This window comes from Mesorhizobium sp. M0060 (genome assembly GCF_040323155.1).
GTDB lineage: Bacteria > Pseudomonadota > Alphaproteobacteria > Rhizobiales > Rhizobiaceae > Mesorhizobium.
Map to the genome: position 1 here is coordinate 1 of NZ_JAMYUP010000049.1, position 25,809 is coordinate 25,809.

A 25,809-nucleotide genomic window follows, 5' to 3' on the forward strand; every position below is an offset into this window, starting at 1 on the left:
CCTTCTTGGCGCGCGCCTGGATTTCCTTGACGACGGCGGTCACGGCAAGGTCGATGCCGCGCTTGAGGTCCATCGGGTTCATGCCGGCGGCAACGAATTTGGCACCTTCGCGCAGGATGGAAGCGGCCAGCACCGTGGCTGTCGTCGTGCCGTCGCCGGCGAGGTCGTTGGTCTTCGAGGCCACTTCGCGCACCATCTGGGCGCCCATGTTCTCGAACTTGTCGGCAAGCTCGATTTCCTTGGCGACGGCGACACCATCCTTGGTGATGCGCGGCGCGCCATAGGCCTTGTCGATGACGACATTGCGGCCTTTGGGGCCGAGCGTCACCTTGACGGCGTTGTTCAGAATTTCGACGCCGCGAAGCATCCGGTCGCGGGCATCGGTAGCGAATTTGATTTCCTTGGCAGACATGATTTTACGTCCAGTTCAGTCTTGAAATTGCGGGATCGGAAATCGCCCGGTCAGGCGGCTTTCTTGGCCGCTTTGGTCTTCTCGACGATGCCCAAAATGTCGCTCTCCTTCATGATCAGGAGGTCCTCGCCGTCGATCTTGACCTCGGTGCCGGACCATTTGCCGAACAGGATGAGATCGCCGGCCTTGACGTCGAGCGGGATCAGCATGCCGCTCTCGTCACGCGAGCCCGGGCCGACGGCGATCACTTCGCCTTCCTGAGGCTTTTCCTTGGCGGTGTCGGGAATAATGATCCCGCCCTTGGATTTGGTATCGCCTTCCGCGCGCCGAATGACGACGCGGTCGTGGAGTGGTCGGAATTTCATTGGGGGTTCTTTCTGCCGCCGCACATAGAGCGACTGCAACACTTAACATAGCCCCTTTGGCACTCGAATGATAGGAGTGCCAAATTTTTAATTCCTCAAACCGAAAATATTTGAAATGTAAATCAGTCGTTGTTACCGGCGCTTTTGGCCGTCCGAAAGGCGGAGCCATAAGCAATTTTATTGTAATTCATCCCTCTTAATTTTGCCGACAACAGACTATATTAATCCGCAATTACGAACCAACCTATTGAGCCTTGATTGAATGTGCATCGAGAGATATATACAGTTCGCGAAAATTTGGCACGATTTGGCTTTCCCGGTCCCGATCGACATAGGTCCGCGACCTTCGACCCACCATGAAGCACCGAATTTTCGACGGCGAATGTATAGCGCTTATCCGGCGCACATGTCGCTCTGTTCGAGCCTTTGAACCACGGCGCTGACTACGGATGTACTGGCAGCATTGGGATCTTTCCGGTTCGGATGGAAAAGATGCAGGAGGGACATCGGCGTGCTCCTGCGGAAAGCCGCACCCCCTCATGCAACGCAGCCTCCCCGCGTGGGGAGCGCTTGCCTGCGCTACGGCGGCGGCTTTCCATGCGAGCCGCTTCAAAAATGATGCTGCGAAACGGCGCTGGCTTTATCCGACGAACGCCTCACGCATCCGAGCGAACATGCCGGGCTGTCTCCCGGCAATCGCCGCACGGATGTGACGGGCGGCCGTTGCGGCGGTCACCGTCGCGCCGAAATGGCAATAACAGATGATCTCATGCAATTGCCTGTCGGTCAGTTCGAAGAACCGCTTCGCTTCGCCGTAGTTGTCGTTTTCCAACCCGGCGGCGCGGAGGACAGGATCCTCGAAAGCGACTGAGATCGGCGAGCCGTCGCCGCGCATGGCCCCGCGTGCTCTAACCGGCTGATACTCGGTCTGGTGCAGCGTCGAGAGGCGCCGGTCAGGGTTCCGTTCAAGGAGCTCCGCCCAGTGTTCAAGACGCTCGCTGCGCGACATGGCCTGGCGCGGGTAGGCCTGATCGATCTCGGCGACGATCTGCAGTTGCTCGATCGTCTGGTGTTTCATTTTGGCCTCCTATTCGGACGATAGTTGGTCCACCCATATCCTTCTTATGCTGCAGCCAGCGTGACTCCAACCGATCGTGAAGTCCAATCACGATGATGCTGGGAGGGCTTCCCCCCACGAAAATGCGGAGGCTTCGCAAAGATCCGGCCATTAATTTGGCGAACGCGGTCAAATGCGCGGCTGTTCGACGATGTCGGTCTGGAGTCCGTGCCGATCGAGGTGATCGATGGGCAGAGTCTGTGCTGGAGTGCCCGGCTCCATCGCTGGCCGGGCAGCGGGATCAAGCGAGTGGCAGTTTAGCTTCGAAACCGCTGAAGGCCGGGCTGATGCGAGTTCTCCGCCCGGTCGTTGGGCCCTTGTGGCTCCAGTGTACGACTTCCGGCATGACCTGGCACCTGGCTACTCCGTAGGATCGCAGTTTTGTCCGTGTCGAAACCATTATCGAAGTTACCCGGCTCGATGGCGGAGTGTTGCGGATTGCGCGATCCAAGGACCGGTCCGTCCAACAAGTTGAGCGGAAGCCATCTCAAAAACGGTCCAGGCTGTGCGTCGTCAGGATGGTAGCCGAACCAGCGAAACAGCCAATCAGGTGTCCCTTCCTTCGACCTTTAGAGACTGAGCAGTCAGCTGCCGCCAAGCGAGAATGACGATCGCTCTCACTGCTGCGGCGCTGGTATCGGTGTGCCGCCAAACCAACCAGCCGCATACGCAATCACGACCAATACCACGATCACGGCTACCACGCCGTACCAGAGGCGCCTGTCTTTGAGATCCACCGTTACCTCCTGCCCGCTACGTGTTGGCCACTGGGCGAATTCCTTGAGCTTTGGCCGTCATTTCCCAGATGAGCGACCCATTTGCCCTCTGGTAGGCACACAGTAGGCTGGATAAGGGTCTTTGAGAAGCGCGCAATACGACCGCGCCGGCATGATCGCCAGCGGCTGCGACCGGCGGCTGCAGGCCTGCTCGACGAGTTAGCGTTGCGGCATGGACGTCAAAAGATCGGCGATGCCATCCAGCGCCCGTGTGATCGATGCGGCGCGCGTTATCCTGATCTTCCGCCACGGCTCCGCGCAGCCGCACCCCTCATGTGACCGTTTCGAGCCGGCTGAACCGAACCGGGATGAGTTTCCGGGTCTCGAGCTGCCCTGCCGCATCCTTGTCGATGACAGTCAGAAACTGTGCTTCTTTAGATCCCAAAGGCAGAACCAGCCGTCCCCCCGGCTTGAGTTGCTTCAGAAAAGCCGGCGGTGTCTGCTCAGCCGCCGCCGTGACCAGGATCTTGTCGAATGGGGCGTGCTCGGGCCAGCCGCGAGACCCGTCTCCGACACGAATGCCGACATTGGATAAGCCTAGCTCCTGCAGGAGAGCCTCCGCACGGCTTGCGAATTCCTCGATGATTTCTACGCTCCAAACTTGCCCGGCGAGCTGCGCGAGGATTGCGGTTTGATAGCCTAGGCCAGTGCCGATCTCGAGCACTACCTCGTGCGGTTGGGGAGCAAGGAGATCGGTCATGAGAGCGACGATGAATGGCTGCGAGACGGTTTTATCGAAGCCGATCGGCAGCGGCATGTCCTGGTAGGCATAAGGTGCAACCGAGGCTGGCACGAAGAGATGCCGCGGCACTCGCCGCATCGCTGCCATCACCCGCTCATCGAGCGCCGCCTTGCCGAGTTCTTCGCTTGCAAGGTCGGTATGGATTGCAATCATCTCGACCATGTGCCTGCGTAGGACCGCGAGGTGCTCTTCGTTCATTGGCTTCATGACGGTGGGGCGCTCCTCAACCAGTCTTGGGGCGGGTTGTACCGCCCTGCTATTTCGTCGCCGTCCTTGGTGCTCTCCCGTTCCTCGCACCGGGGGGTGGAACGGCGTGCGCATCAGAAGCTCGCCAGCCAGGCGACAACATCGATATAGCGGATCGCCAGCCAGTTGAGCACCAATAGGCCGAAGGCCAAAACGACGCCGAACCCTGCGCTGTCGCTCACCGGCTCCATCCCGTGCTGATCGTGCGTGATCTGGTGATTGACGATGACCGAAACTGGGCGAGCCAGCAGCGCTATTCGCGCTGCAGGCGAGGCGAGGGCGAACGCCGGCACAGCCGGCGCGGCGCTTCCGTTGCATTTACGCCGCCTCCGGACCGTCACTACGGCGCTGTTTGGATGCGCGTTCCGGCCTCCGCTTCCGCCGAGGCCGGTTCGGATCATGAAGCAATGTCTGGAAAAGCTGCGTTCACCGGAAGGCCGGGGGCCGGTGGCGATTCCGAACCAGAAGATCACGCCGCCGCCGCGTGCTACGATGAAACGTTCGATGGAAGCGACGATCCATCATTTCAAACTTTACACGGAAGGGCATCACGTGCCCGCCGGTGAGGTTTATGCCGCTGTCGAGGCGCCTAAGGGCGAGTTCGGCGTTTATCTGGTTTCGGATGGAGGCAATGTTCCGTATCAGTGCAAGATCCGCGCACCCTACTTCGCCCATCTGCAGGCAATGGATTTCTTGTGTCGGGGCCACATGATCGCCGATGTCTCCGCGATCATTGGTTCGCTCGACATCGTGTTCGGAGAGATCGATCGTTAAGCCAAGTTGCACATCTCGGCTGCTGGAAGATAGGCCTACAATCGCAGGATCATCCGTGGTTTATCGAAGTCGCGCACAAAAAAATGCCCCGCCGGGTGGGTCTCTCTGGCCTGCTGCCGGTTCAGTGGACAGGCAGCAGGCCAAGTTGACCCTACCCAGGCGTAAGGGAATGACGAACCCGAAAAAGAACGGCTCGCCCTTTCACAAGGCGGCCGTTCGTTCGCTTTTACAGAAGTACGAAAACGCCGCTCGACCGGAAGCGAGCGGCGTTTATCAAGTGTGGCGTCCTGACCCTAGACGAAACCCCGATTGGTCGGGGCCGCCGGACTCGAACCGACGTTTCCAGCTTGTTCGCTATCAACTTTAGATGGTGTTCTCCCGTCGTCCTTGCAAGCGCCATCGGCGCGGCTTGCAGAGTGTGGAAGGCTAGACGCGAGCCAAACGCTGCCCAGCCGTGGAACCAACACTTCGCGCATATGTATGATAGATACCGGGCGGCCCCCGCCGCGTCCGGTGGCCACGAACCCGCTTTCAAACATCCCCTCTGGAAAGCGGTTTTTTTGTGCCTTCCCAGCGAACGGATTCACCAATGCCGGTGACAGGCCTGCACATAATGACTCGCTAATGGGTTGTCGAAAGCGCACAGTCCTAATGTCGCTGGCCACTGAACGGGCGCGGGCGCTTGAGAGCGTAGATCGTACTCCCGCTCTATGGGAGTTATGTGATGGAAAACGACAGCCGCTCAGACGGATTTATCTCCTCTCACGACTTTGACATTCTGTGCGACGCCTTCAAGGCTTCGGTCGAGGAAGGACGGGTAACCAAAGCGCACAGGATTCAGCACGCCAAGGATCTGGTGCGCGAACTCACCGGCCAAGAGAACGCCGACAAACACCTGATTAGCCGGATGATGCGGGGTTGCCACGCTACCCAGCCGTAAGGGAATGGCGGGGCTACTTGGGTTTGGTAGGCCGCTTCCGTTCCTTCGCATCTTCAACGCCTCGGCAGAGCCGGACGGGTCATGGACGATCTATCATGTCTTCACCGGGGCACCGGCAGATATGGGAAGCCGATCCATGGCTGGGCTCAGCAAAACAGATGCCACTACCAGAATGATAATTCTGAACGCGCACAATGCGAAGAGACGCAAGGCCGCGAGCCTGCAACAGACGTTCGCTACGCGGTTCTTGACGGCTTGAGGTATGTTCAACCTTGGCGCTGACTTTTCCGAACCGAAGCCGCAGCTACGACGAGGCCGGACAATACCTCCATTTTCTCGGCTACGATGGCATGTTTGAAATGCCGTTCTTGATTGAGATTGAAGCGCTCGCGAACGCAAAACCGGAAGCAGCCACAGCCGAAGCGGGTTATTTGGCGACCTTCGATGCATCACGGGACTCCATTCGTGATGTCGCGCGGAAAGTTTCCTCCCACGGCCGCAAGAACGTGTACCAGCCCAGAAGACCTCGACGCTTCGAACGGCGGACGAGCAAAGCGTTCCCCGTAAGGGATCGGCTTATCCCTGCGACCGCGGAGTTGTGCGGTTTCGGCATGGTTGGGGACTACGTCCTTGTCCCCGTCGATTAGAGGATTATCCTTGACACGTTTGGGCGAGGCGATCGCCCATGGAGGTTGTCATGGCAGACGACAAGTCAAAGCGTGGTCCGCAAGACAGAGCACGGGTCGACGGTGGTGAAGACTATGAAGTCGGGTACCTCATGAAGAAGCACCATCTCGAACGGGCTGATGCCCTCAGGCTGGTAAAAAAGTATGGAAACAACCGCGCAAAGATCGAAGAGGAACTCTTTGCCCGAAAGGTTTGATCGCGTATTGCCGTGAGGCTGGCATAGAGCCAAGCACGCCTGAGTGTGACCAGGCTGCAGGCATAATCATGGCGCTTTTCAGCAACGGCATCGGCACTGCTGACGAATTGAAGGCAGCGCTCCAGTTCCGTTTGGAGAGTGAGTTGCGACGGTACGGTCAACGCCTATCCCGCCTAGCTGAGAACCGCTCTAGATCGTAATTGTACATCGAATTCCAAGTGGAGGTCGCGTTAGGTGCAAAACGCGAGCCCTCTGAAAAAAACCATTGTCCAATTAAGGCAGTGGGTTTGGAGGCTGTATGAAAGGGGTCGTTGTTTGGCGCTATTTCACGGGCATGCCGTGTCAGATGCACGCGGACCTCCGGGGAGTAACATGCTGCTGAGGCTGCACCGGATCGACAAATTCTACCCCACTGGCGAGGGGCCGTTGCATGTTCTGCACGGGATCGATCTTTCGCTGGAGGCGGGCAAGAGCCTTGCGCTGACCGGCGAGTCTGGCAGCGGCAAGAGCACGCTTTTGCACCTCGTTGCAGGGCTCGACAGCCCCGATGCGGGAGAAATCCACCTTGGCGGTACCAATATTGTGGGGCTGAACGATACGGCCCTTGCCGCCCTACGGCGGCGAACAGTCGGACTTGTGTTCCAGCAGTTCAACCTGATCCCTTCGCTTAATGTGGCAGCCAACCTTGCCTTTCAGGCTCGACTTGCCGGCCGTCCTGATCCGGTGTGGCTGAAGGTCCTTGCTGAACGGCTGGGCCTGGCCAAGGTCCTAACGCGCTACCCTGAACAACTGTCGACCGGCCAGCAACAGCGGGTGGCGATCGGCCGGACCTTGGCCGCCCGGCCCCGGCTGGTTCTGGCTGATGAGCCCACGGGCAATCTGGATGAGGCAACAGGGGACGCTGTACTCGATCTTATGCTGTCACTGGTGGCTGAAACGGGTGCCGCCCTGTTAATGGTCACCCATTCCAACCGTCTGGCAAACCGGCTGAACGCCCGCGTTCACCTGCACGCGGGCCGGCTGGCGTGATGGTGTGGACCGGGCTGACAGCGCTCTTGTCTCACTGGCGCAGGCGACCTGTCCAACTGGCGATGCTGCTTTTGGGGCTATCGTTGGCAACGGCGCTGTGGTCAGCGATTCAGGCGATCAACGGTGAGGCGCGGGCGAGCTATGACCGTGCAGCGGCGATCCTTGGGCAGGACCGGATCGCGCAACTGGTGCGTGAGGACGGGGCCCGGATTGATCAACAGGTGTTTGTGAGACTGCGGCGCGCAGGCTGGCTGGTTTCGCCGGTGATTGAAGGTGAAATGCGGTTTGGGGACGTGCGGTTGCGCGTCCTTGGCATTGACCCACTGACTTTGCCGCCGCAGGCGCAGCAGGTGGATGTTGCGGCGGGTGACGAGCTATTGCCGTTCATCACGGCGCCCGGTGTGCTCTATGCAGCTCCGGAAACCGCGGCACGACTAACCGAGCAAGCAACACCTCCCGTGCGCGTGGCCGAGGGTTTGCCGCCTGGCACAGTCCTCACCGACATCGGGCAGGCGCAGGTCCTGCTTGGGGCAAAGGACAAGATCTCTCGTCTTTTGCTCTGGCCGGACCAACCGATTGGCCGCCCCCCTCTAAAGGTGACAGTTCCCGGCCTGACCGTGCGCGAGCCGAGCGAAACGGGGGATCTTGCCAGGCTGACCGACAGTTTTCACCTGAACCTGACGGCTTTCGGTTTTCTTGCCTTTGCGGTGGGGCTCTTCATCGTGCATTCCGCCATCGGTCTGGCTTTTGAACAGCGCCGCCAGGTATTTCGCACGCTGCGCGCACTGGGCTTGCCGACCCGCGTGCTGGTCCTTTTGCTGATCGCCGAGCTGCTGATCTTCGCCCTCCTCGCGGGGCTGGTGGGCGTGGCACTTGGCTATGTAGTCGCCTCGGCCCTTTTGCCCGACGTCGCCGCCACCCTGCGCGGGCTTTACGGGGCCGATGTGCCGGGAACGCTGTCGATTCGCCCCGCAGTGTGGGCAGCGGGGCTGGCCATCGCGGTAATCGGCACGCTGGTGGCGGCCGCACAAAGCCTCTGGCGCCTATGGCACCTGCCACTGCTTGCACCGGCCCAGCCTCGAGCCTGGGCGCGGGCTTCGGAGCGGGCACTGCGCGCGCAAGGCGTGACGGCGATGGTGCTCCTGTTGGCGGCGGCGGGAATTGCACAGTTCGGATCCGGCCTCGAGGCGGGCTTTGCGCTTCTGGCGGTACTGCTGTTGGGGGCGGCACTGGCGCTGCCGCTCGTGCTGACGGGGATATTGCACCTTGGCGACCGCTTGGCGCGTGGACCACTGGCCGAATGGTTTTGGGCCGACACGCGTCAGCAGCTTCCCGGCCTGTCTTTGGCGCTAATGGCACTGCTGCTTGCGCTGGCTGCCAATGTGGGCGTCAGCACGATGGTGTCGAGCTTTCGGCTGACCTTCATCGGCTGGCTCGATCAGCGTCTCGCCTCAGAACTTTACGTGACCGCCCGCACCGAAGCAGAGGCCACGGCGATACACGACTGGCTGGTTCAGCGCAGCGACGCCGTCCTGCCGATCTGGAGCATTGAGGGCCGAGTCGCAGGCCAGCCCGCGGCAATATACGGCGTGGCCGATCATGCCACCTATCGCGACAACTGGCCGATCCTGTCTGCAGTGCCGGAGGTGTGGGACCGGATCGCCAAAGGCGAGGGCGCCCTGATCAACGAACAACTGGCGCGGCGCCAAGGGCTGGGCCTGGGGGACCAGATCACGCTGCCCGGTGGCTGGCGGGCCAGCATCGTCGGCGTTTATGCCGACTATGGCAACCCGATCGGCCAGGTGATCATCGGGATCGACACACTGGTCCGGCACTACCCTGACGTCTCCCGCCTGCGCTATGCCATTCGGATTGCCCCCGGCAAGGCCGAAGCACTGGCTAGGGGTTTGCGGGCGGAATTCGGGCTGCCCGCGCAGAACGTGATTGACCAGGCCGGGATCAAGGTCTTTTCGCTCGAAGTGTTTGAGCGCACATTCAACGTGACAGCCGCGCTGAATGTGCTGACGCTGGGAGTCGCGGGGCTGGCGATGTTTGCGAGCCTCATGACCCTGTCGGGGATGCGCCTGCCGCAACTGGCGCCGGTCTGGGCCATGGGTCTGACCCGCCGCCACCTCGCATGGTTGGAGCTTTCGCGCGGCTTGCTGTTGGCAGCCTTGACCATGCTGGCCGCTGTGCCTGTAGGTATTGCGCTCGCCTTTGTTCTGCTGGCGGTGGTGAATGTCGAGGCTTTTGGCTGGCGTCTGCCGATGTACCTTTTTCCCGGTGACTGGGCGCGGCTGGCGGCGCTCGCGTTGCTGGCGGCCGGACTTGCAGCCGTCGTGCCTGCCTGGCGGCTGGCGCGTCTTTCGCCATCGGATTTGCTGAAGGTATTTGCACATGAGCGTTAGAGCATTGCTGATCTACCTGTGCTTGGCCGCACCTGCCTTTGGCCAGGGTTTTGCTGGGCTTGGCACAGAGGCTGACGGGTTTTCAGTGCCGCAGCCGGGGACTGCATTCAACTTTCCGGCAGACCACGGCCCGCACCCCGGTTACCGGATCGAATGGTGGTATTTGACGGCCAACCTGCAAGCTGCGGATGGAGCGGACTATGGCGTGCAATGGACTCTTTTCCGATCCGCCCTGGCCCCGGTGGAGCGGTCCGGCTGGTCCAGTCCGCAGCTTTGGATGGGCCATGCCGGGCTGACGACGCAAGCTCATCAATTCGTGGCCGAACGGCTGGCACGGGGCGGCATCGGCCAGGCGGGGGTTACGGCTGCGCCCTTTGCGGCCTGGATTGACGACTGGCAGATGGCAGGCCGGGCCCTGCCAGAGGCGGATGCGCTGTCGGCGCTCGATCTGCGTGCGGCGGGGCAGGCGTTTTCCTACGAACTGGCGCTGGACGCCAAAGGCCCTCTGGTGCCGCAGGGAGTGCAAGGCTATTCGGTGAAATCCGAGAAGGGGCAGGCGAGCTATTATTATTCGCAACCATTCTACCACGTGACCGGCACGCTGACCCTTCCGGCGGGCGTGATTGCGGTGACCGGTCAGGCGTGGTTGGACCACGAATGGTCCTCGCAGCCGCTGGCTGAGGATCAAACCGGTTGGGACTGGTTCTCCTTGCATTTCGACAGCGGCGAAAAGATGATGGGCTTTCGCCTGCGCGACGGAGGCGCGGGCTTTACATCGGCCACATGGATCAAGGCCGACGGCAGGCCGCAGCCGCAGGCCCCCGGCGCGCTAAGGGTGACGCCGCTCGAAACGGCGGCAGTCGCGGGACGTAGCGTGCCGATCCGCTGGAGGGTGCAATTGCCGGAAAAAGGGGTTGATGTGACCATCCGGACGCTAAACCCAGAAGCCTGGATGGACACACGCTTTCCCTATTGGGAAGGCCCGATCCGATTTGAGGGCACCCATGCCGGGCGCGGCTATCTCGAGATGACAGGCTATGAGTGACTGGAGGACGCTGCTCAATCGCGAGATCGCGACGGTTGGCGAATTGCCGAAAATGGAGAAGGTTAGTTTCCAGCGCCCTTCCCTCTACCACCCTCAAAGTCCAAACAATTCTCCGATACGCCCATGGGCTCCCGCAAGCCCAGCGTTTGCCGGATGTGCGGCCGAAAGCTGGGGAGTGCGAAAACGACGTTCTTCCCCAAACGGCTCTCTGAATGTCCATCATTCTCCGAAGCTGGGGAGTAGCTCCAAAAATCCCCAGGTTTTGACGACAGCAATATCAATGCTTTAGCGCCGGCTTGCTGCGGGCAGTTTTGCGTTTCGCTCGCCTGCCCAATGAAGACCACAACTATTCCAGAGCTCGCTAGGTATGGCTTGCGCCACGAACGACTTCCCATAAGGCCGACTGCACCACCGGAATTGACCCGCAGCAGACTGGCTGCGTTCGGTCCGTCGGTTCGTCCGTTTCACGGCGATTTTGTCAACCTACGCACCACCTAGGCGCGCCGCATCTTGATTACCTGCGACCCGACTTCTGGTTCGCTCGGCTGGAAAGTCCGCCATGTATGCGGCAGGTTCTGCTCCCAGCTGAAGAAGTCCTGCAGCAGCCAATTTCTTTCGGGCATGGCTATCTCCGACATTGGCGGGAGAACTCGGTTCCAATCCGGTTCGCCACTGGCCGACGCGAGCACTGCCTTCACCGAGGCCGGGAACGGTTTTCTCGAAAGAATGGAGTCACCGCCCAACAGCGCTGGTACCAGCTTGCGACGGTCGAACGCGGTCGGCGCGTCGAACATTGCCCGCATCAGCCGCGGCATGGCGTTGCCAAGGCCGCAGATCGTGCCGCGCGCGCCGGCTGCCAGCGCCTGCGGCAGATGGATTTCCGAGCCTGTATAGATCGAAAGATGCGAGAAGCGGCGGATCAGCGCCTCGGTGAAATCAAGGTCGCCACCACTGTCCTTCACGCCGGTGATGATACCTGGGTAGGCTTCCTCCAGCCGGCGGATGACACGTGGCGTCAGCGGGACGCCGCAAATATCTGGAAAATGATAGAGACAGAGCTTCAGGTCCGACCGCGCGACGCGGTCGATGATGGTCGCGTAGAAGCGGAAGGTGCCGTCCTCGGTAATGCCGCCGCGATAGACGCAGGGCGGCATCAGCAGGAGGCTGTCGACCTCGCGGTCGAGCGCATGATTTGCCAGCCGCACGACGTCCGGAATGGCCAGCGCGCCGACTGAGACAATGAGGCGGGATGGCGCCACGCCAGCCGCGATCACTCCGTCAAGTCCGTCCATCCGGTCTTCGGCGGAGAACTCCGTGCCTTCGCCGGTCGTGCCGAAAAGCGCAACGCCATCGCAGCCGGCGCCGAACAGCATGGCAAGGTGCGCGTTGAGTAGCCGGATATCGGGCTTGAGATCCACAGTCAACGGCGTCGCCGCTGCGACCATGAAGCAATCGGTCTTCGCCAGAGCCGGTGCTTGGGTGTTCATAACTGCGGTCACTCGCTTCGTTGAGAGCATGCTCCTAGCCTTGCAACAAATGATGATTGATTGCCTATTGTCAACATTCAGCTTGACGGTTTGTGACGACAATGAAAACATCTGCCTGTCAGGTCGCGCGCCGCCGCCCAAGGCGCCCAACAGCGACGCAGGAGGGGAAGAACATGAGCAAGCTAGAGCCTTCATTTCTTAATCGAGCCGTTGGCCGACGGACATTTGTTGCCGGCACCCTGGGCGTCCTGGCGGCGCCCTTCGTATCGCGCCTCGCTTTTGCGGCGGGCAAGGTCATACGTGCTTCCACGCCCGGTCCCGATACTGAATGGCAGTCGAAGGGCCTGCAGGCGTTCAAGGCGGAGCTCGACAAGTCGATGCCCGGCGCTTTCGATGTGCAGCTTCACTACAACGGCACGCTGTTCGCGCAGGGTACCGAAATCGAAGCAATGCAACGGGGCAACCTCGAAGTGGCGCTAACTTCGCCCTCCGATATCGCTGAATTGATTCCGGAATACTCAATCTTCACCACCGGATATCTTTTCCGCGACGCCAAGCACCTAGACTCCGTCTATGACGGCGACATTGGTAAGGAATTCAAGGAAAAGGTGGCAAGTGATCTCAAACTGCAGATCGTGAAGAGCCAATATCTCGGCACTCGTCACGTAATGCTGCGCGCTCCACGTACCGTCAACGTTCCCGCCGACCTCAAGGGTGTCAAGCTCAGAATGCCTGGCTCCGATGCCTGGCAGTTCCTTGGCAACGCGCTGGGTGCCAGTGCAACCCCGCTGGCATTCGAGGAGGTCTACCTTGCCATGCAGACCGGAACGATCGATGGGTTGGAAAATCCCCTGCCAGATGCAATTGCTTCCAAATTCTACGAAGTGACAAAGCAGGTCGTGCTCACGGGCCACCAGGTGGCAAACGTCTTCTTCACCATGCCAGCGGCTTTCTGGGCCGGTCTAAGCGCCGACGAACAGAAGGCAGTCATCGCCGCCGAGGATGCGGCCAAGAAGGTGAACGACGACGGGGTGATTGCCACCGAGAACGACGGCAAGGCATTCTTCGAGGCGCATGGAAACACGGTGACGACGCCTGATGTCGCTGCCTTCCGCAAGCATGTGCTCGACGCCTTCATCAATTCGGACTTCTCCAAGAATTGGCAGAAGGGAATGCTCGACCGTATCGGCGCCGCATAAGATCTGCTGATGCAGACCTTGGGTGTCTACTGGAAGCGATTGGCGGAGTCGGTGAGCGTCGTGGCCTTTGCCGTGATGTTCGCCGGCTTCGTAATCGGCATCGTCGCCCGCTACGTCTTCAATTCCCCGATCTCATGGACGAACGAACTTTGCGTCGTTGCCTATGTCTGGATCGTTTTCTGGACGAGCGATATCCTGATCAGAGAGCGGCAACATATCGTCTTCGATGTCGTTTACGGCCTGTTTCCGCCTCGGTCCCGCCGCGTGCTGGCAATGTTCGTGACGCTGTCGCTGGCGCTGGTGTTTCTTGCCGCCTTGCCGGGCACCGTCGAATACATCCTGTTTCTTCGCATCCGTCACTCGACCTTGCTGCATCTGCCCATGCAGTTCGTTTTTGGAAGTTTCCCGATCTTTCTCATTGCCGCGGTCGTCAGCGCGCTTCGGCGTCTTTGGCAATTGCTACGGCCCGGTTGGGAACAGCATATCTAGGAATTTTTCATGTCATTCGCCGTCGAGGTGATGTTCGTTCTGTTCTTTGTCTGGATGTTCGTCGGTATGCCTCTCGGGCACGCTATGCTGGCCTCCGGCATTGTCTACTTCGTCATCACCGGCCGCGACATGGGATTGGTGGCTAGCCAGAGCCTCAACGGCATTTATGGCAATTTTGTCATGCTGGCGGTGCCCTTGTTCATCTTCGCTGCCGAACTGATGAACGCCGGCAAAATGACTGATAAGATGTTCGGCTTTGCCAACCTGCTCGTCGGCCGGTTTCGCGGCGGACTGGCCCACGTCAACATCGTCGCGAGCGTGATCTTTGCCGGCATGAGCGGCAGCGCGCTGGCGGATGCCGCCGGGCCTGGCAAGATATCGATCGACATGATGATCAAGGCCGGCTACCGCCCCGGCTTTGCCGCAGCACTGACTGCGGCATCCTCGATCCTCGGGCCGATCATCCCGCCCTCCATCCCCATGGTGCTCTACGGCGTCGTTTCCAACACCTCCATCGGCTACCTTTTCATGGGAGGGGTCGGCCCCGGCATCTTTCTGGCTCTGGTGATGATGGCGGTGGTGGCCGTGCAGGCGCGGCTGCAGAATTTTCCCACACAACCGAAGCCGAACCGGGAGGAAGCCGTCGCCGTGACACGCGATGCCGCGCCGACTTTGCTGTTGCCGGTGATCTTGCTCGGCGGCATCTATTCGGGCGCCGTGACCCCTACCGAAGCGGCGGCTGTGGCCGCATTCTGCGCGCTGCTGCTGGCACTGTTCTGGTACCGCACCCTGTCTCCGAGGGTCCTGTTCAACGTCTTGATGGAATCCTCGCGATCGACTGCGATCGTCGCAATCACCATCGCTGGCGCGGTGTTGATGAACTACATTGTCGCCGCGGAGCAGATACCGGAGCAACTGGGCGTCTGGATTGCGTCGCTGGACCTCAGCGCTCCAATGTTCATGCTGTTGGTGACGATTTTGTTCCTCATCCTTGGGGCATTGCTCGACACGCTGCTGATGCTGCTGATCGTCATCCCGATCTTGATGCCGACGGTGCGCGAACTCGGCATTGATCCGGTCTATTTCGGTGTCGTCTCGACCGTGAACATGATGATCGGGTTGATTACGCCACCTATGGGACAACTGGTGTTCCTGATTTCGGGCATTACCGGCATCAAGGTCGCTGTGATTCTCGGAGAAGTGTGGGGGCTGCTTTTTATGCTGATTGTTGCCCTCTTCGTGCTGGTTTTCGTGCCGCAGATCACGCTCTGGTTGCCGATTGCCGCCGGCTATGTCCCTCAGGGAACATTTCATTGATGACGTTCAACACAGGATTTTCGCTATGCCGGCTATGAAGGAATTGGTGAAGGGCACCGACCGCTATCGCCACTACATCAATGGCGAATGGGTGGATTCCACCGTCAAGGAATGGATCGCCGTCGAGAACCCGGCGACGCAGGCGGTGATCGCCTCCGTACCGAAGGGCGGAGAGGACGATGCGGACCGGGCGCTCGTCGCGGCCCGGGCTGCCCAGCCAGGATGGGAGGCGTTGCCGCCGGCGGCGCGTGGCCAGTTGCTCAAGGATCTGGCGCGGCTGATCCTCGAGAACCGGGAACGCCTCGCACGCATCGTCGTTGCCGAGCAGGGCAAGCCCATCCAGGAAGCGCGCGGCGAGATTGAGGGTGCCGCGCTTTATCTCACCTATGCCGCCGAGGAGGCGCGCCGCATCACCGGCGACATCATCCCCTCTGACATGCCCGACGAACAGATCTGGATCCAGCGCGTCGCCCATGGGGTTGTGATCGGCCTGACCGCTTGGAACTATCCGGCCGCACTGATGTGCCGCAAGATGGGGCCTGCGCTGGTAGCGGGAAACACCATTGTCATCAAGTCGCATGAAGGCACACCGATCTCGGCGCTGGAGATCGCGCAGCTCTCCTCCCAGCTCGACTTCCCACCCGGCGTCATCAACGTGGTAAGCGGCACCGGCGAGGGCATTGGCGCGGCATTGGTGCGCCATCCCATCCCGCGTCTCATCACGCTTACCGGCAGCGTGCGCGCCGGCAAGGAGATCTTTCGCGCCGCCGCCGAGGGCCTGAAGCTGCTGCGGCTCGAACTCGGTGGCAAGGCGCCCTTCGTGGTGGCCGAGGATGCCGACATAGGCGCCGCGGTGCGTGCAGCGGTGCTGTCGCGTTTCGAGAATTGCGGCCAGATCTGCATCTGCAACGAACGCATGTATGTGCATCGGCGTGTCGCTGATGAGTTCCTGGAAAAGTTCACCCGTGCGGTGAAGGCATTGAAGGTCGGCGACCCGACAACCATGGTCGACATCGGTCCGAAGTTCAGTGGGATGGAGCTCGACAAGGTCGATCGCATGGTCGAGGCGGCGCGCGGGGCCGGGGCCGAAGTGCTAACAGGCGGGCGCCGTCTGACCGAGGGCGAGTTCGCGTGTGGCTATTGGTATGAGCCGACGGTGATGACCGTCACCGACAACCAGATGCGTATCATGCAGGACGAAGTGTTCGGTCCAGTCGTGCCGGTGATGACCGTCGGCGATTTCGACGAAGGCCTGCGGCTTGCCAATGAATCGAACTACGGCCTGTCGGCCTATGTCTTCACCAAGGATATGCGGCGGGTGATGCGGCTGGTGCGCGAGCTGAAGTTCGGCGAGATCTACGTAAATCGCCCAGGCGGCGATGCCGTTCATGCCCATCACGCCGGCATCCGCGACAGCGGCATTGGTGGCGAGGACGGCAAGTACGGGCTCGACGCCTATTTCCAGAAGAAGACCATCTACATCAACTACGCCTGAGATCTCTAGGGCACCCGCCATGCATTGAGGCACGGTTCTGCCGGCAAGGCATTGCGCCTTTGCCGGCAGAACCGTAAATCTGGCCGAAATGGCGCGGGCAGTGCGATGAGTTTTACTGAGGAATTGCAGCGGTTCGGGCTGCTGCTGCCGCAAGGCCACTCAACGGTGGTGCTGGCCGGCACGCCAGATGAGATCGGTCGACTTTACAAGACAATCGACACAGCTCTCAGGCAGCGTCCCACCTACCAGCTCGTGCTGGCAGCGGGGTCTGGGGAAGTTGCCGAATTGCGCCGGCGCTACCCGCATGAGCTCGTGCTCGCCTCGCCATATTCGGCAAGCACGAAGCGTTGGCGGAGGCGGCTGGATGCGGTTCTGGTTATCGGCCCAGCCGCGCTGGCCCGAGCGATCGGGACAGTGGCTTTTATCGACAGCAGCAAACCCATCACGTCTGACTCGCTGACAACATTGCTGCCGTCGCTCGACTTGCCGAAGAAGCCGCCCTTCAACGGCACGTTCCTGATCGACCTGTTCGGCGGCCATCGCCTCGCCTCGCTGGCGTACCTCAAGGCGCGGCTCGGCAACCCACGCACCATCATCTGCCTGGGTAACGGGCCGTCGTCGGAAGACCCGAGATTGGCGGATGTTGGCGACGCCACACTGTTTCGGGTCAACTGGAACTGGCGCCGGCGCGGCTGGCTGACAGCGCCAGACATCGTCTTCACCTCAGACCTTGACCCTCCTGGCTTCGGGCGTCGGCCCGTGATCGTGTTTCCGACGGCAGCTGTGGGCCGGCCAATCTTATTGCGTCATACAATGGCGATGCGCCCGCCATCAGCCGGCTATGTTTTCCTTGACGCTTTTGATCCGTCGCTGGCGGACCTTTCCGGGCCAGTGATCCCGACCAACGGCGCGCTGATGATTGCCGTTGCCGCCGCGCTCGACCCCGAGCGCATCGTGATCGCCGGAATGGACCTCTACCAGCACCCCGACGGACGCTATCCCGGCGACACGGGGGCACTCGGCGGTTATTCCCGCGAGCACAGCGCCGAGATCGATCTGAGCTTGATTCGCGCCGCTCTGTGCGGCTTTGCGGGAGAAACGACCATACTGAGCAACAATCTGCGCGCGGCCCTTGGGATGGCTGGTTAGCCGGCTTTCATGGAGCCGCTGGTGCTAGCGGCACCACGACGTTCAAGACACCTTTTCCCGAATGGGCTTGACGCTTCCGCCCTGCTTCAGCAACTTTGCCAGAAGCTTGACCTCGGCGTCGTTGTGATTGCGCGCGAGCTTTTCGGCCCGATCGGCGTCACGTGCGATCACCGCCTCGATCAGCGCCTTGTGTTCGGCAATCAGTTCCTCATAGTCGTTGGGCAGAAAGCCTGACTGCACCATATGAAACCGCACCTGCTGGACGATGAAGCGATGCTGTTCGGCCAGGCGCTCATGCCGGGCGAGTTCAATGATCGCCGCATGGAGATTGAAATCGATGCTCGTCGCATCCTGGAAGCGGCCTTCGCGGATAGCATGCAGCAGATCGTCGGCGATGCCGCGCAGGCGCGAGCCATCAGGCTCGGTGACGTTGGCCGCGGCAAGTCGCGCGCCCAGCCCTTCAAGCGCGCCACGCAGCGTGTAGATCTCCCAGGCGTCGACAGTCGAGGTGCCGGAAACTTCCCACCGGGTGAAGGCCACTTGCTGGACAAGCCCCTCATTGGCCAGCTGTGCCAGCGCCGAACGGACGGTTCCGCGACTGACCTCGAGCTCCTCGGAAAGCTGCGTTTCCAGCAGACGTTCGCCGGCTGGAAGCACGCCTTCCAATATATGCGAGCGTATCTGATCCGCAGCTCTGCGGTCGAGCAGCCGCTTTTCTGACTTGAGACTTGTAAGTTTTGTCATCAACCGACTCATGGCCACGGGTACAACCTACATATTCCGGCGCTTGTGGCAGCGCAACAAGCATTGCTGACAATTAACGATCCCCATTAGCGCTCACAGACGTCATCACGCGATGCCCTCGGGGAATGGCCAAAAATTACGTTTGCTGATTGCTGACAATTAAGCAACACTGTGTTTGATTGCCACCGACAGGAGTTCGTGGATGGCCGAAGTGAAAAATGCGGTGCTGCAGCTCAAGCCGGGCGACGAAGTAGCGATTGCACTGCGCGACATCGTTGCCGGCGAGGCACTGGCGCCATTCAACGTGCAGGCCGCTGGCGACATTCCATTCGGCCACAAGGTCGCGCTTCGGCCGCTGGGAAATGGCGAAGTCATCCATCGTCTAGGCCAGCCAATCGGCCTTGTTATCAGCGCGGTTGCCGCCGGCTCGCATGTCCATCTCCACAACATGGGTTTCGAAGTGTCGATGGCCGGACATGCGATCGGAACGCGGCTGTCGAACGCGCCGTTCCGGGCGCCCTGGGATATTCCAACCTTCGACGGCTACTTGCGCCCCGACGGCAAGGTAGGCACGCGTAATTATGTGGGGGTGCTGACCTCGGTGAACTGCTCGGCGCTGGTTGCACGAATGATCGCGGATCATTTTCGCGATCCGAGGCAGCTGTTGCCCTATCCCGGCGTCGACGGCGTAGTGGCGCTGACGCACAAGTCCGGCTGCAGCGTTGCCGATGGTTCTATGTCGATGAAAATGTTGCGCCGGACCCTGGCCGGCTACGCGCAGCACCCCAACTTCTCCGGCGTGCTGCTCGTCGGACTTGGCTGCGAGGATAACCAGATCGATCAACTGATGGACGAGGAAGAGCTCGAACTCGGCGACGAGCTGGCCAAGCTGGTGATGCAGGAAACCGGCGGCACACGCTCCAGCATCGCGCGTGGCATCGAAATGGTCGAGGTGATGCTGGAAAAGGCGGCGACGAAACAGCGGCAGAAGATTCCGGCAAGCGAAATCATGGTTGGGCTGCAATGCGGCGGGTCGGACAGTTTTTCGGGGATTTCCGCCAATCCGGCGCTGGGTGCGGCTGTCGATCGCCTCGTCGCCTGCGGCGGCACGGCGATCCTGGCCGAGACGCCGGAAATCTACGGCGCCGAGAACCTGTTGCTCGAACGCGCCGTCAGCAACGAAGTTGGCGAGAGACTGATCGGCCTCCTTGAATGGTGGGACGATTACACCAGCAACGAGCCGCAGGGCTTCGACAACAATCCTTCGCCCGGTAACAAGGCGGGTGGGCTGACGACCATACTCGAGAAGTCGCTGGGCGCGGTGGCCAAGGGCGGCACCACCAACCTGGTCGAGGTCTATGGCTATGGGCAGCCGATCGACAAGCGCGGGCTGGTGTTCATGGACTCGCCCGGCTTCGACCCGATGTCGGCGACCGGCCAGGTGGCGAGCGGCGCCAATCTCATCGCCTTCACCACCGGGCGGGGTTCGTGCTTTGGTTGCCGGCCGGCGCCCTCGATCAAGCTTGCAACCAATTCCGAGATGTACGCACGCATGGAAGAGGACATGGACATCAATTGCGGCACGATCCTCGACGGCGACAGGTCCATCGACGAGATGGGCGAGGAGATTTTCCGCGAGATGATCGCCACTGCGTCGGGCAAGGCAACCAAGAGCGAACTGCTCGGCTATGGCGACGATGAGTTCGCGCCCTGGCACGTCAACGCATGGCTATAGATCAAAGGAAGAATCATGCCGACAATCAACGTCAAGCTGCTCAAGGGACGCAGCGTCGACCAGAAGCGCGAGTTGGTCGAGGTGGTGACGCCTGAGGCGGCTCGCATCCTGAAAATGCCCGCCCGACGTCATCGATATCGTGTTCGAGGATATCAAGAAGCATGACTGGGCGGTGGGCGGCAAGCTTGCTTCCGACAAATAGCATATCGATGCCCCTGACGGGACGGCTCAGCGTCGATATCGGTGGCACCTTCACCGATCTGGTGTTGCTCAGAACCGATGGTCTGACGTTCTCCGCCAAGGTCAGTTCGACGCCTTCGGCACCCGAGGACGCGGTGATATCAGGCATGGCCGAAGTGCTGGCTGCGTCCGGCATGCCACCTTCGGCACTCACCGAGGTGCTGCACGGCACCACGGTCGGTTCAAACACGCTGTTGCAAAAGCTTGGCGCCCGCACCGGCCTGATCACCACCAGGGGCTTTCGCGACGTTCTGGAGATCGGGCGGCTGCGCACGCCCGGTATGTTTGACCTGACCTGGGACAAGCCGGAGCCACTGGTTGCCAGGCGTTATCGGCTGGAGGTGGCGGAACGCACGCTCGCCGACGGCACCATCAACATCCCGGTGGACCCCGATGGCGTGCTGGCGGCCGGTGCCTTCTTCCAAGCCGAAGGCATCGAATCCGTCGCTATCTGCTTTCTCAATTCCTACAAGAACCCCGAGAACGAACGCATCGCGGCGCGCGTCTTCTCGCAGGCATTTCGGCAGATTGCCGTAACGGCGTCTGTAGATGTTCTGCCGGAAGCCGGCGAATACGAGCGGACGTCGACCACGGTCGTCAACGCCTATGTGCTGCCCGCGCTGCGCGGCTATCTCGATCGTCTCGAAAGCAAATTGCGCGCGGCCGGTGTGACGGCTCCGCTGCTGATCGGCAATTCCAATGGCGGGCTCTCTGTCTCCGTCACTGCACAACGGAATCCCGTGTTTTTCATCTCGTCCGGCCGGTCTTCCGGAGCCGTGGGCGCCGAACGCCTTGCCGCCGTCCTGGGCGAGCCAAACGTCGTCGCTTTCGACATGGGCGGGACGACCGCTTCAGCCGCACTTGTCCATCGCGGCGTGCTGAGCCGCACGCATGAATATGAATTTCGCGGCGGCATGTCGGTGCCTTCGCGCTTCATCAAGGCTGGCGGCTATATGATGCGGGTCCCGACAGTGGATGTGGCCGAGGTTGGCAATGGAGCCGGCTCGATCGCCGCGATCGACGCCGCGGGCCTGCTGACCGTCGGGCCGCTTTCGGCGGGCGCCGCCCCCGGTCCTGTTTGTTACGGGTTGGGCGGCTCGCGGCCGACGGTCACCGACGCCAATGTCGTGCTCGGTTATTTGCCGCCCCGGCTGGCAGGCGGCTCCCTGAAGCTTGACGTCGAGGCGGCGCGGGCTGTGATCGGCAAGAATCTCGGTACCCCACTTGGCCTCTACACTGAGGCCGCAGCCTATGGCATCCGCGAGATCGCCAACGCCAATATGGTTCGCGCCATCCGCGCCGTCACCGTCGAGCGGGGCCTCGATCCGCGCGAGCTGACACTGCTGGCCTTCGGCGGCTCTGGGCCCGTTCATGCCTGCGACCTGGCAAGGACACTCGGCATTGCACGCGTGGTGTTCCCGCCAGCGGCTGGCGTGTTCACGGCGATGGGCATGCTGGCTGGCAGCGTCGAACATCACGAGTTGCGTTCGGCGCAGGCACGGCTCGACCTGCTGGACCCGGTGTTGGTTGCGGCGCTCAGGCAGGAGATGCGTCTTGCCGCGACCGCTGCGTTGGTCGCGCAAGGCTATGCGGCGGGGAGCATCGACTTCACCGAGGAAATCGATTTGCGGCTTGAGGGGCAGGACGCGTCGCTATCGATACCGTTCTCCAGTGCCTTCGATGCCGCGTCGCTGCGATCCGCGTTCATCACGGCCTACCGCGACACCTATGGCTATACGCCGATCGATGCTGTGGAGGCGGTGGCGTTGAGGCTGCACGCTCACGGTCGTGTCTCCGAGCCGCTCGATTTCACCGTGCTCAAAGCCGCGCGGTCAGTAGTCGGCGTCGGCATGGAAAGGCGCATGGTGCATTTCGGTCGCGACGCTGCGATCGACACACCCATCGTACGGCGGGAGGCGGTGATAGCGGCGCTCGCCGGACCGGTGATCATCGAGGGCGCGGACACGACCATGGTAATTCCGCCAGGGGTGCGGGTCGAGCCAAGCGCGACCGGCAGTCTTGTTGCGACGCTGGAGGCCACTTCGTGAGCGCGATCGATCCCATCACCTTCGCCGTCATCAAGTCGGGTCTCGACACTATTGTCGACGACATGGCCTATGCGATCATGCGCACGGCGCGCTCGCCGATCGTGCGCGACGTGCTCGATTACTCCGTGACAATCTGCGACGCCCGAGGCCGCATCCTCAGCCAGGCCAAGACCGTAGCACTGCACCTGGGTGCCGTGCCTGACGCGATGGACGTGATCATCGAGCGCTTCCGCGATGACATGTTCCCAGGCGATGTGATCGTTCTCAACGACCCCTATGACGGCGGCATGCACCTTCCCGACATCTTCATGTTCAAGCCGATCTTTTCAGGGGAGCGGCTGCTCGGTTTCTCCGTGGTTATCGCCCACCACTGCGATGTAGGCGGGCGCGTGCCGGGGTCGAATGCCTCCGACTCGACAGAGATATTCCAGGAGGGCCTCCGCATTGCGCCAATGAAGCTCTACGATCGCGGCGTCGCCAACAAGACGCTGTTCAAGATCATCGAGAAGAATGTGCGGCTGCCTGACCTAGTGCTCGGCGACCTCGATGCGCAATACGCCACCTGCAACATCGGCGAATGGGAGATGCTGCGGCTCTTCGAGCGGTATGGCGACGAACTGGAAGCCTATTTCGATCGCCTGATCGACTACGGCGAGGAGCTGACGCGAAAGGCGATCGCCGGCTGGCCGGACGGGGATTACACATTTACGGACTACATCGACGGCGATGGTTTCTCACCAGCGCCAATCCCGATCGCCTGTAAAATCACGGTAAGGGGCGACCATCTCTGGGTCGACTTTGCCGGCTCGTCACCCCAGGTGAAAGGCGCGATCAATGCGACGCTCTCCTTCGTGAAATCCTCAACTTACCTGACCATACGTTGCGCGCTCGACCAGGACGTGCCTAACAATGCCGGTGTCTACCGGTGCATCACGGTGACCGCACCGGAGGGCTCGATCCTCAATCCAAGAATGCCAGCACCAGTGGCGGCGCGGGCGCTGACCGGCTACCGCGTCGTCGATACGGTAATGGGCGCGCTGGCGCAGATTGCGCCGCAACGGCTGATGGCGGCGGGCGAGGGCGGCAACACGGTGGTCGCCATCGGCGGCTATCACGGGCCCGAACGAAAGCCGTTCGTCTTCGTTGATATGATCAACGGCGCCTGGGGCGGGCGATCCGACAAGGACGGCATCGAAGGGATCACCAATCCCAGCCAGAACATGTCTAATCTGCCCATAGAGACAATCGAGGCACGCTATCCGATCATCATGGAGGAATATTCGCTACGGGAGGATTCCGGCGGCGCCGGTCAGTATCGTGGTGGGCTCGGGCTAATACGGCAGTACCGGATACTGGCCGACAATGCGATCCTTCAATTGCGTGCCGATCGCCACGAGCATCCGCCCTACGGGCTGTTCGGAGGCCAGGCGGCGGCGAGCTCGAGGAATCTGCTGAAGCAAGACGGCGAATGGCGCGTGCTGCCGGCGAAGGTGACGCTGGAGATCGGCAAGGACACCGTGATCCGCCACGAGCAGGCTGGCGGCGGTGGTTGGGGCGATCCGGCAAAGCGCGATCCAGAGTCGATCGCAGCTGATCTGCTCAATGGCAAGACTTCGCTTGCGCAGGCCGTCGCTGACTATCGCTTTCAGCCAAAGCCAAAAACAGGCGACACCGACATTTCAAGCTGAACGTTCAATCAACAATGCGGCCAATGCGCTCGCGAACTGGAGATGAGATGATGACCTGGACTGGCGTATTTCCTGCTGTCACCACGAAGATGCAGGCATCAGGGGCGATTGATATTGAAGCCACGCAAACGAGCATAAACAGGCTTATCGAGAATGGCGTTTCCGGCGTCATCGTGCTGCCAATGCTTGGCGAAAATGCAACTCTCTCGCAGTCGGAACGCGATACCGTCGTTCGGGGCGCGAAAGAGGTCGTTGCGGGACGGGTGCCTCTGCTGTCAGGCCTTGCGGAACTGTCCACCGACAATGCAATAGCCGCAGCTCGCAAATACCAAAAGTTGGGGGCTGATGGCCTGATGACCTTCCCCAGCCTTGCCTATCGTACTGACCGCCACGAGACCGTTGCGTGGTACAAAACGGTGGCTGAAGCGAGCGATCTGCCCGTCATGATCTACAACAATCCGATTGCGTACAAGGTTGACGTCGACGTCGAAACGCTAAAGGCGCTGGTCGATGTGCCCGGCATCGTGGCCATCAAGGAAGAGACCGGTGATATCCGCAGGGTTACGGACCTATTCAACGCCTTCGGAGATCGCTTCGATGTCTTTTGCGGCGTGGACGATCTTATCCTGGAAAGCCTGGCTCTGGGTGCGATCGGGTGGGTCTCCGGGATGACGAATGCATGGCCCGCCGAGTGCGTATCGCTCTTCAACATGGCACGCAGCTGTGACTTCACGAGAGCACTTCCATTGTACCGATTGATGACGCCGGCGTTCCATCTCGATACGGACGTCAAGCTGGTCCAGTACATCAAATTTGCCGAGCACCTAGTGTACGGCGCCCCGGAACATGTCCGAAAGCCACGTCTCCCGATCACGGGCGAGGAACGATCGAAAGTGGAAGGAGTAATTCGACGGGCGATATCGGATCTATCAGCGCTTGTCGATTCTTGAAATATGGATGTCCACGTCGTCTGTTTTGAGTCCAGGGGCCGCCATTCGTCAGTGTCTCGTTGGCTGACTGAATGTCTGAAATGTGCCCACATGGCCCCGAATTGCGGATCGATGTTGCGTGGCCGGAGGTGGGCGAACATCTGCGTAGTGCAGAGTTGCTGCGAGCGTGTTTTCCGATTTCTACGTCGAAGCACCACCGCTGCACGCTGCACGGCGCATTCCGCCGATGATTGAGGTTCATGAAGGCCTTCGCGCAAAATATGCGCCTTAATGCCCGGCCTTACGCAATCCAGACATTTTCAAATTCGCCGCACGAAAAAACCGCCTCGGTTAGACCGAGACGGTTATCGTACTATGACAGAAGTGGTTGCGGGGACACGATTTAAGGCTGCAAACCGCCCTATAACTTGCAAAGGAGTCGAGTTAGCAAATGAATTCAGTGGCCGCACTGTATTGGCGGTATCCCTCTCCCGCTACCAAAATTCTGATTGTACGGCCCGGGGACATGGGTAACAGAACGTACCTAAGACA

The 25,809-nt window shown here is 60.8% G+C and carries 22 protein-coding genes and 1 pseudogene; 17 read left to right on the plus strand and 6 right to left on the minus strand.

All coding sequences use genetic code 11. From position 1 onward, the window contains the following. The 4 genes from NKJ94_RS29075 to NKJ94_RS29090 all read right to left on the minus strand — a co-directional run. Positions 1-412, minus strand: a 412-nt coding sequence (locus NKJ94_RS29075; protein WP_352530096.1) for a TCP-1/cpn60 chaperonin family protein, incomplete at its 3' end; no start/stop codon positions are given. 50 nt (positions 413-462) lie between these two features. After that, a complete protein-coding gene (locus NKJ94_RS29080) occupies positions 463-777 on the minus strand; it encodes a co-chaperone GroES (RefSeq protein WP_352530098.1) in 315 nt (104 codons plus the stop codon). Between the two features lie 640 nt (positions 778-1,417). Further along, positions 1,418-1,855 (minus strand): hypothetical protein, encoded by a 438-nt coding sequence (locus NKJ94_RS29085; protein ID WP_352449982.1) that lies wholly within the window; start codon positions 1,853-1,855, stop codon positions 1,418-1,420. A gap of 1,086 nt (positions 1,856-2,941) precedes the next feature. Then, the gene (locus tag NKJ94_RS29090; protein WP_352530100.1) at positions 2,942-3,619 is read right to left on the minus strand and encodes a protein-L-isoaspartate(D-aspartate) O-methyltransferase; all 678 of its coding nucleotides are present in this window, start codon (positions 3,617-3,619) and stop codon (positions 2,942-2,944) included. Positions 3,620-4,048: 429 nt separating this feature from the next. On the opposite strand from NKJ94_RS29090, the pseudogene NKJ94_RS29095 reads away from it, so the two are divergent. From NKJ94_RS29095 to NKJ94_RS29125, 7 genes and pseudogenes are all read left to right on the plus strand, one after another. Continuing rightward, positions 4,049-4,432 (plus strand): annotated as a pseudogene (locus NKJ94_RS29095) (NADH-quinone oxidoreductase subunit D-related protein); the annotation flags it as partial. A gap of 724 nt (positions 4,433-5,156) precedes the next feature. Next, positions 5,157-5,372, plus strand: a complete 216-nt coding sequence (locus NKJ94_RS29100; protein WP_352530102.1) for a hypothetical protein — start codon at positions 5,157-5,159, stop codon at positions 5,370-5,372. A 272-nt stretch (positions 5,373-5,644) separates the two neighbouring features. Beyond that, positions 5,645-6,019 carry a DUF1488 family protein gene (locus tag NKJ94_RS29105; RefSeq protein ID WP_352530104.1) on the plus strand — a complete coding sequence of 125 codons (375 nt, stop codon included), beginning with the start codon at positions 5,645-5,647 and terminating at the stop codon, positions 6,017-6,019. A 50-nt stretch (positions 6,020-6,069) separates the two neighbouring features. Then, entirely contained in the window at positions 6,070-6,255 is a 186-nt protein-coding gene (locus tag NKJ94_RS29110; RefSeq protein ID WP_023676578.1) for a DUF3606 domain-containing protein, read from the plus strand. A gap of 372 nt (positions 6,256-6,627) precedes the next feature. Then, entirely contained in the window at positions 6,628-7,284 is a 657-nt protein-coding gene (locus tag NKJ94_RS29115) for an ABC transporter ATP-binding protein (protein ID WP_352530106.1), read from the plus strand. Further along, a complete protein-coding gene (locus tag NKJ94_RS29120) occupies positions 7,284-9,692 on the plus strand; it encodes an ABC transporter permease (protein WP_352530159.1) in 2,409 nt (802 codons plus the stop codon). Before NKJ94_RS29115 ends, NKJ94_RS29120 begins: the two co-directional genes overlap by 1 nt. Then, positions 9,682-10,737 carry a lipocalin-like domain-containing protein gene (locus NKJ94_RS29125; RefSeq protein WP_352530108.1) on the plus strand — a complete coding sequence of 352 codons (1,056 nt, stop codon included), beginning with the start codon at positions 9,682-9,684 and terminating at the stop codon, positions 10,735-10,737. Before NKJ94_RS29120 ends, NKJ94_RS29125 begins: the two co-directional genes overlap by 11 nt. Positions 10,738-11,231: 494 nt before the next feature. On the opposite strand, the gene NKJ94_RS29130 is transcribed toward NKJ94_RS29125, so the two are convergent. Further along, the gene (locus tag NKJ94_RS29130) at positions 11,232-12,224 is read right to left on the minus strand and encodes a dihydrodipicolinate synthase family protein (protein ID WP_352530110.1); all 993 of its coding nucleotides are present in this window, start codon (positions 12,222-12,224) and stop codon (positions 11,232-11,234) included. A 173-nt stretch (positions 12,225-12,397) separates the two neighbouring features. Between NKJ94_RS29130 and dctP the strand changes: the two genes are divergently transcribed. The 5 genes from dctP to NKJ94_RS29155 are packed head-to-tail and all read left to right on the plus strand — an operon-like array spanning position 12,398 to position 17,873. Then, positions 12,398-13,423: a TRAP transporter substrate-binding protein DctP gene (gene dctP, locus NKJ94_RS29135; protein ID WP_352530112.1), complete on the plus strand. Its 1,026-nt coding sequence runs from the start codon at positions 12,398-12,400 to the stop codon at positions 13,421-13,423. A gap of 9 nt (positions 13,424-13,432) precedes the next feature. Beyond that, a complete protein-coding gene (locus NKJ94_RS29140; RefSeq protein WP_352530114.1) occupies positions 13,433-13,912 on the plus strand; it encodes a TRAP transporter small permease in 480 nt (159 codons plus the stop codon). A 9-nt stretch (positions 13,913-13,921) separates the two neighbouring features. After that, positions 13,922-15,229, plus strand: a complete 1,308-nt coding sequence (locus tag NKJ94_RS29145) for a TRAP transporter large permease (RefSeq protein ID WP_352530116.1) — start codon at positions 13,922-13,924, stop codon at positions 15,227-15,229. Between the two features lie 25 nt (positions 15,230-15,254). Continuing rightward, entirely contained in the window at positions 15,255-16,724 is a 1,470-nt protein-coding gene (aldA, locus tag NKJ94_RS29150) for an aldehyde dehydrogenase (protein WP_352530118.1), read from the plus strand. Between the two features lie 51 nt (positions 16,725-16,775). Next, positions 16,776-17,873, plus strand: a complete 1,098-nt coding sequence (locus NKJ94_RS29155) for a hypothetical protein (RefSeq protein ID WP_352530120.1) — start codon at positions 16,776-16,778, stop codon at positions 17,871-17,873. A gap of 42 nt (positions 17,874-17,915) precedes the next feature. On the opposite strand, the gene NKJ94_RS29160 is transcribed toward NKJ94_RS29155, so the two are convergent. Further along, entirely contained in the window at positions 17,916-18,617 is a 702-nt protein-coding gene (locus tag NKJ94_RS29160) for a GntR family transcriptional regulator (RefSeq protein ID WP_352530122.1), read from the minus strand. A 202-nt stretch (positions 18,618-18,819) separates the two neighbouring features. On the opposite strand from NKJ94_RS29160, the gene NKJ94_RS29165 reads away from it, so the two are divergent. From NKJ94_RS29165 to NKJ94_RS29185, 5 genes are read left to right on the plus strand one after another with little or no spacing between them, the layout of a single operon-like run. Further along, entirely contained in the window at positions 18,820-20,352 is a 1,533-nt protein-coding gene (locus NKJ94_RS29165) for a UxaA family hydrolase (protein ID WP_352530124.1), read from the plus strand. A 15-nt stretch (positions 20,353-20,367) separates the two neighbouring features. After that, entirely contained in the window at positions 20,368-20,517 is a 150-nt protein-coding gene (locus NKJ94_RS29170) for a tautomerase family protein (protein WP_352530126.1), read from the plus strand. A gap of 44 nt (positions 20,518-20,561) precedes the next feature. Beyond that, the gene (locus tag NKJ94_RS29175) at positions 20,562-22,640 is read left to right on the plus strand and encodes a hydantoinase/oxoprolinase family protein (RefSeq protein ID WP_352530128.1); all 2,079 of its coding nucleotides are present in this window, start codon (positions 20,562-20,564) and stop codon (positions 22,638-22,640) included. After that, the gene (locus tag NKJ94_RS29180) at positions 22,637-24,328 is read left to right on the plus strand and encodes a hydantoinase B/oxoprolinase family protein (RefSeq protein WP_352530130.1); all 1,692 of its coding nucleotides are present in this window, start codon (positions 22,637-22,639) and stop codon (positions 24,326-24,328) included. The genes NKJ94_RS29175 and NKJ94_RS29180 overlap by 4 nt, the downstream gene beginning before the upstream one ends. Positions 24,329-24,375: 47 nt before the next feature. After that, a complete protein-coding gene (locus tag NKJ94_RS29185) occupies positions 24,376-25,278 on the plus strand; it encodes a dihydrodipicolinate synthase family protein (protein ID WP_352530132.1) in 903 nt (300 codons plus the stop codon). The last annotated feature ends 531 nt before the right edge of the window (positions 25,279-25,809 follow it).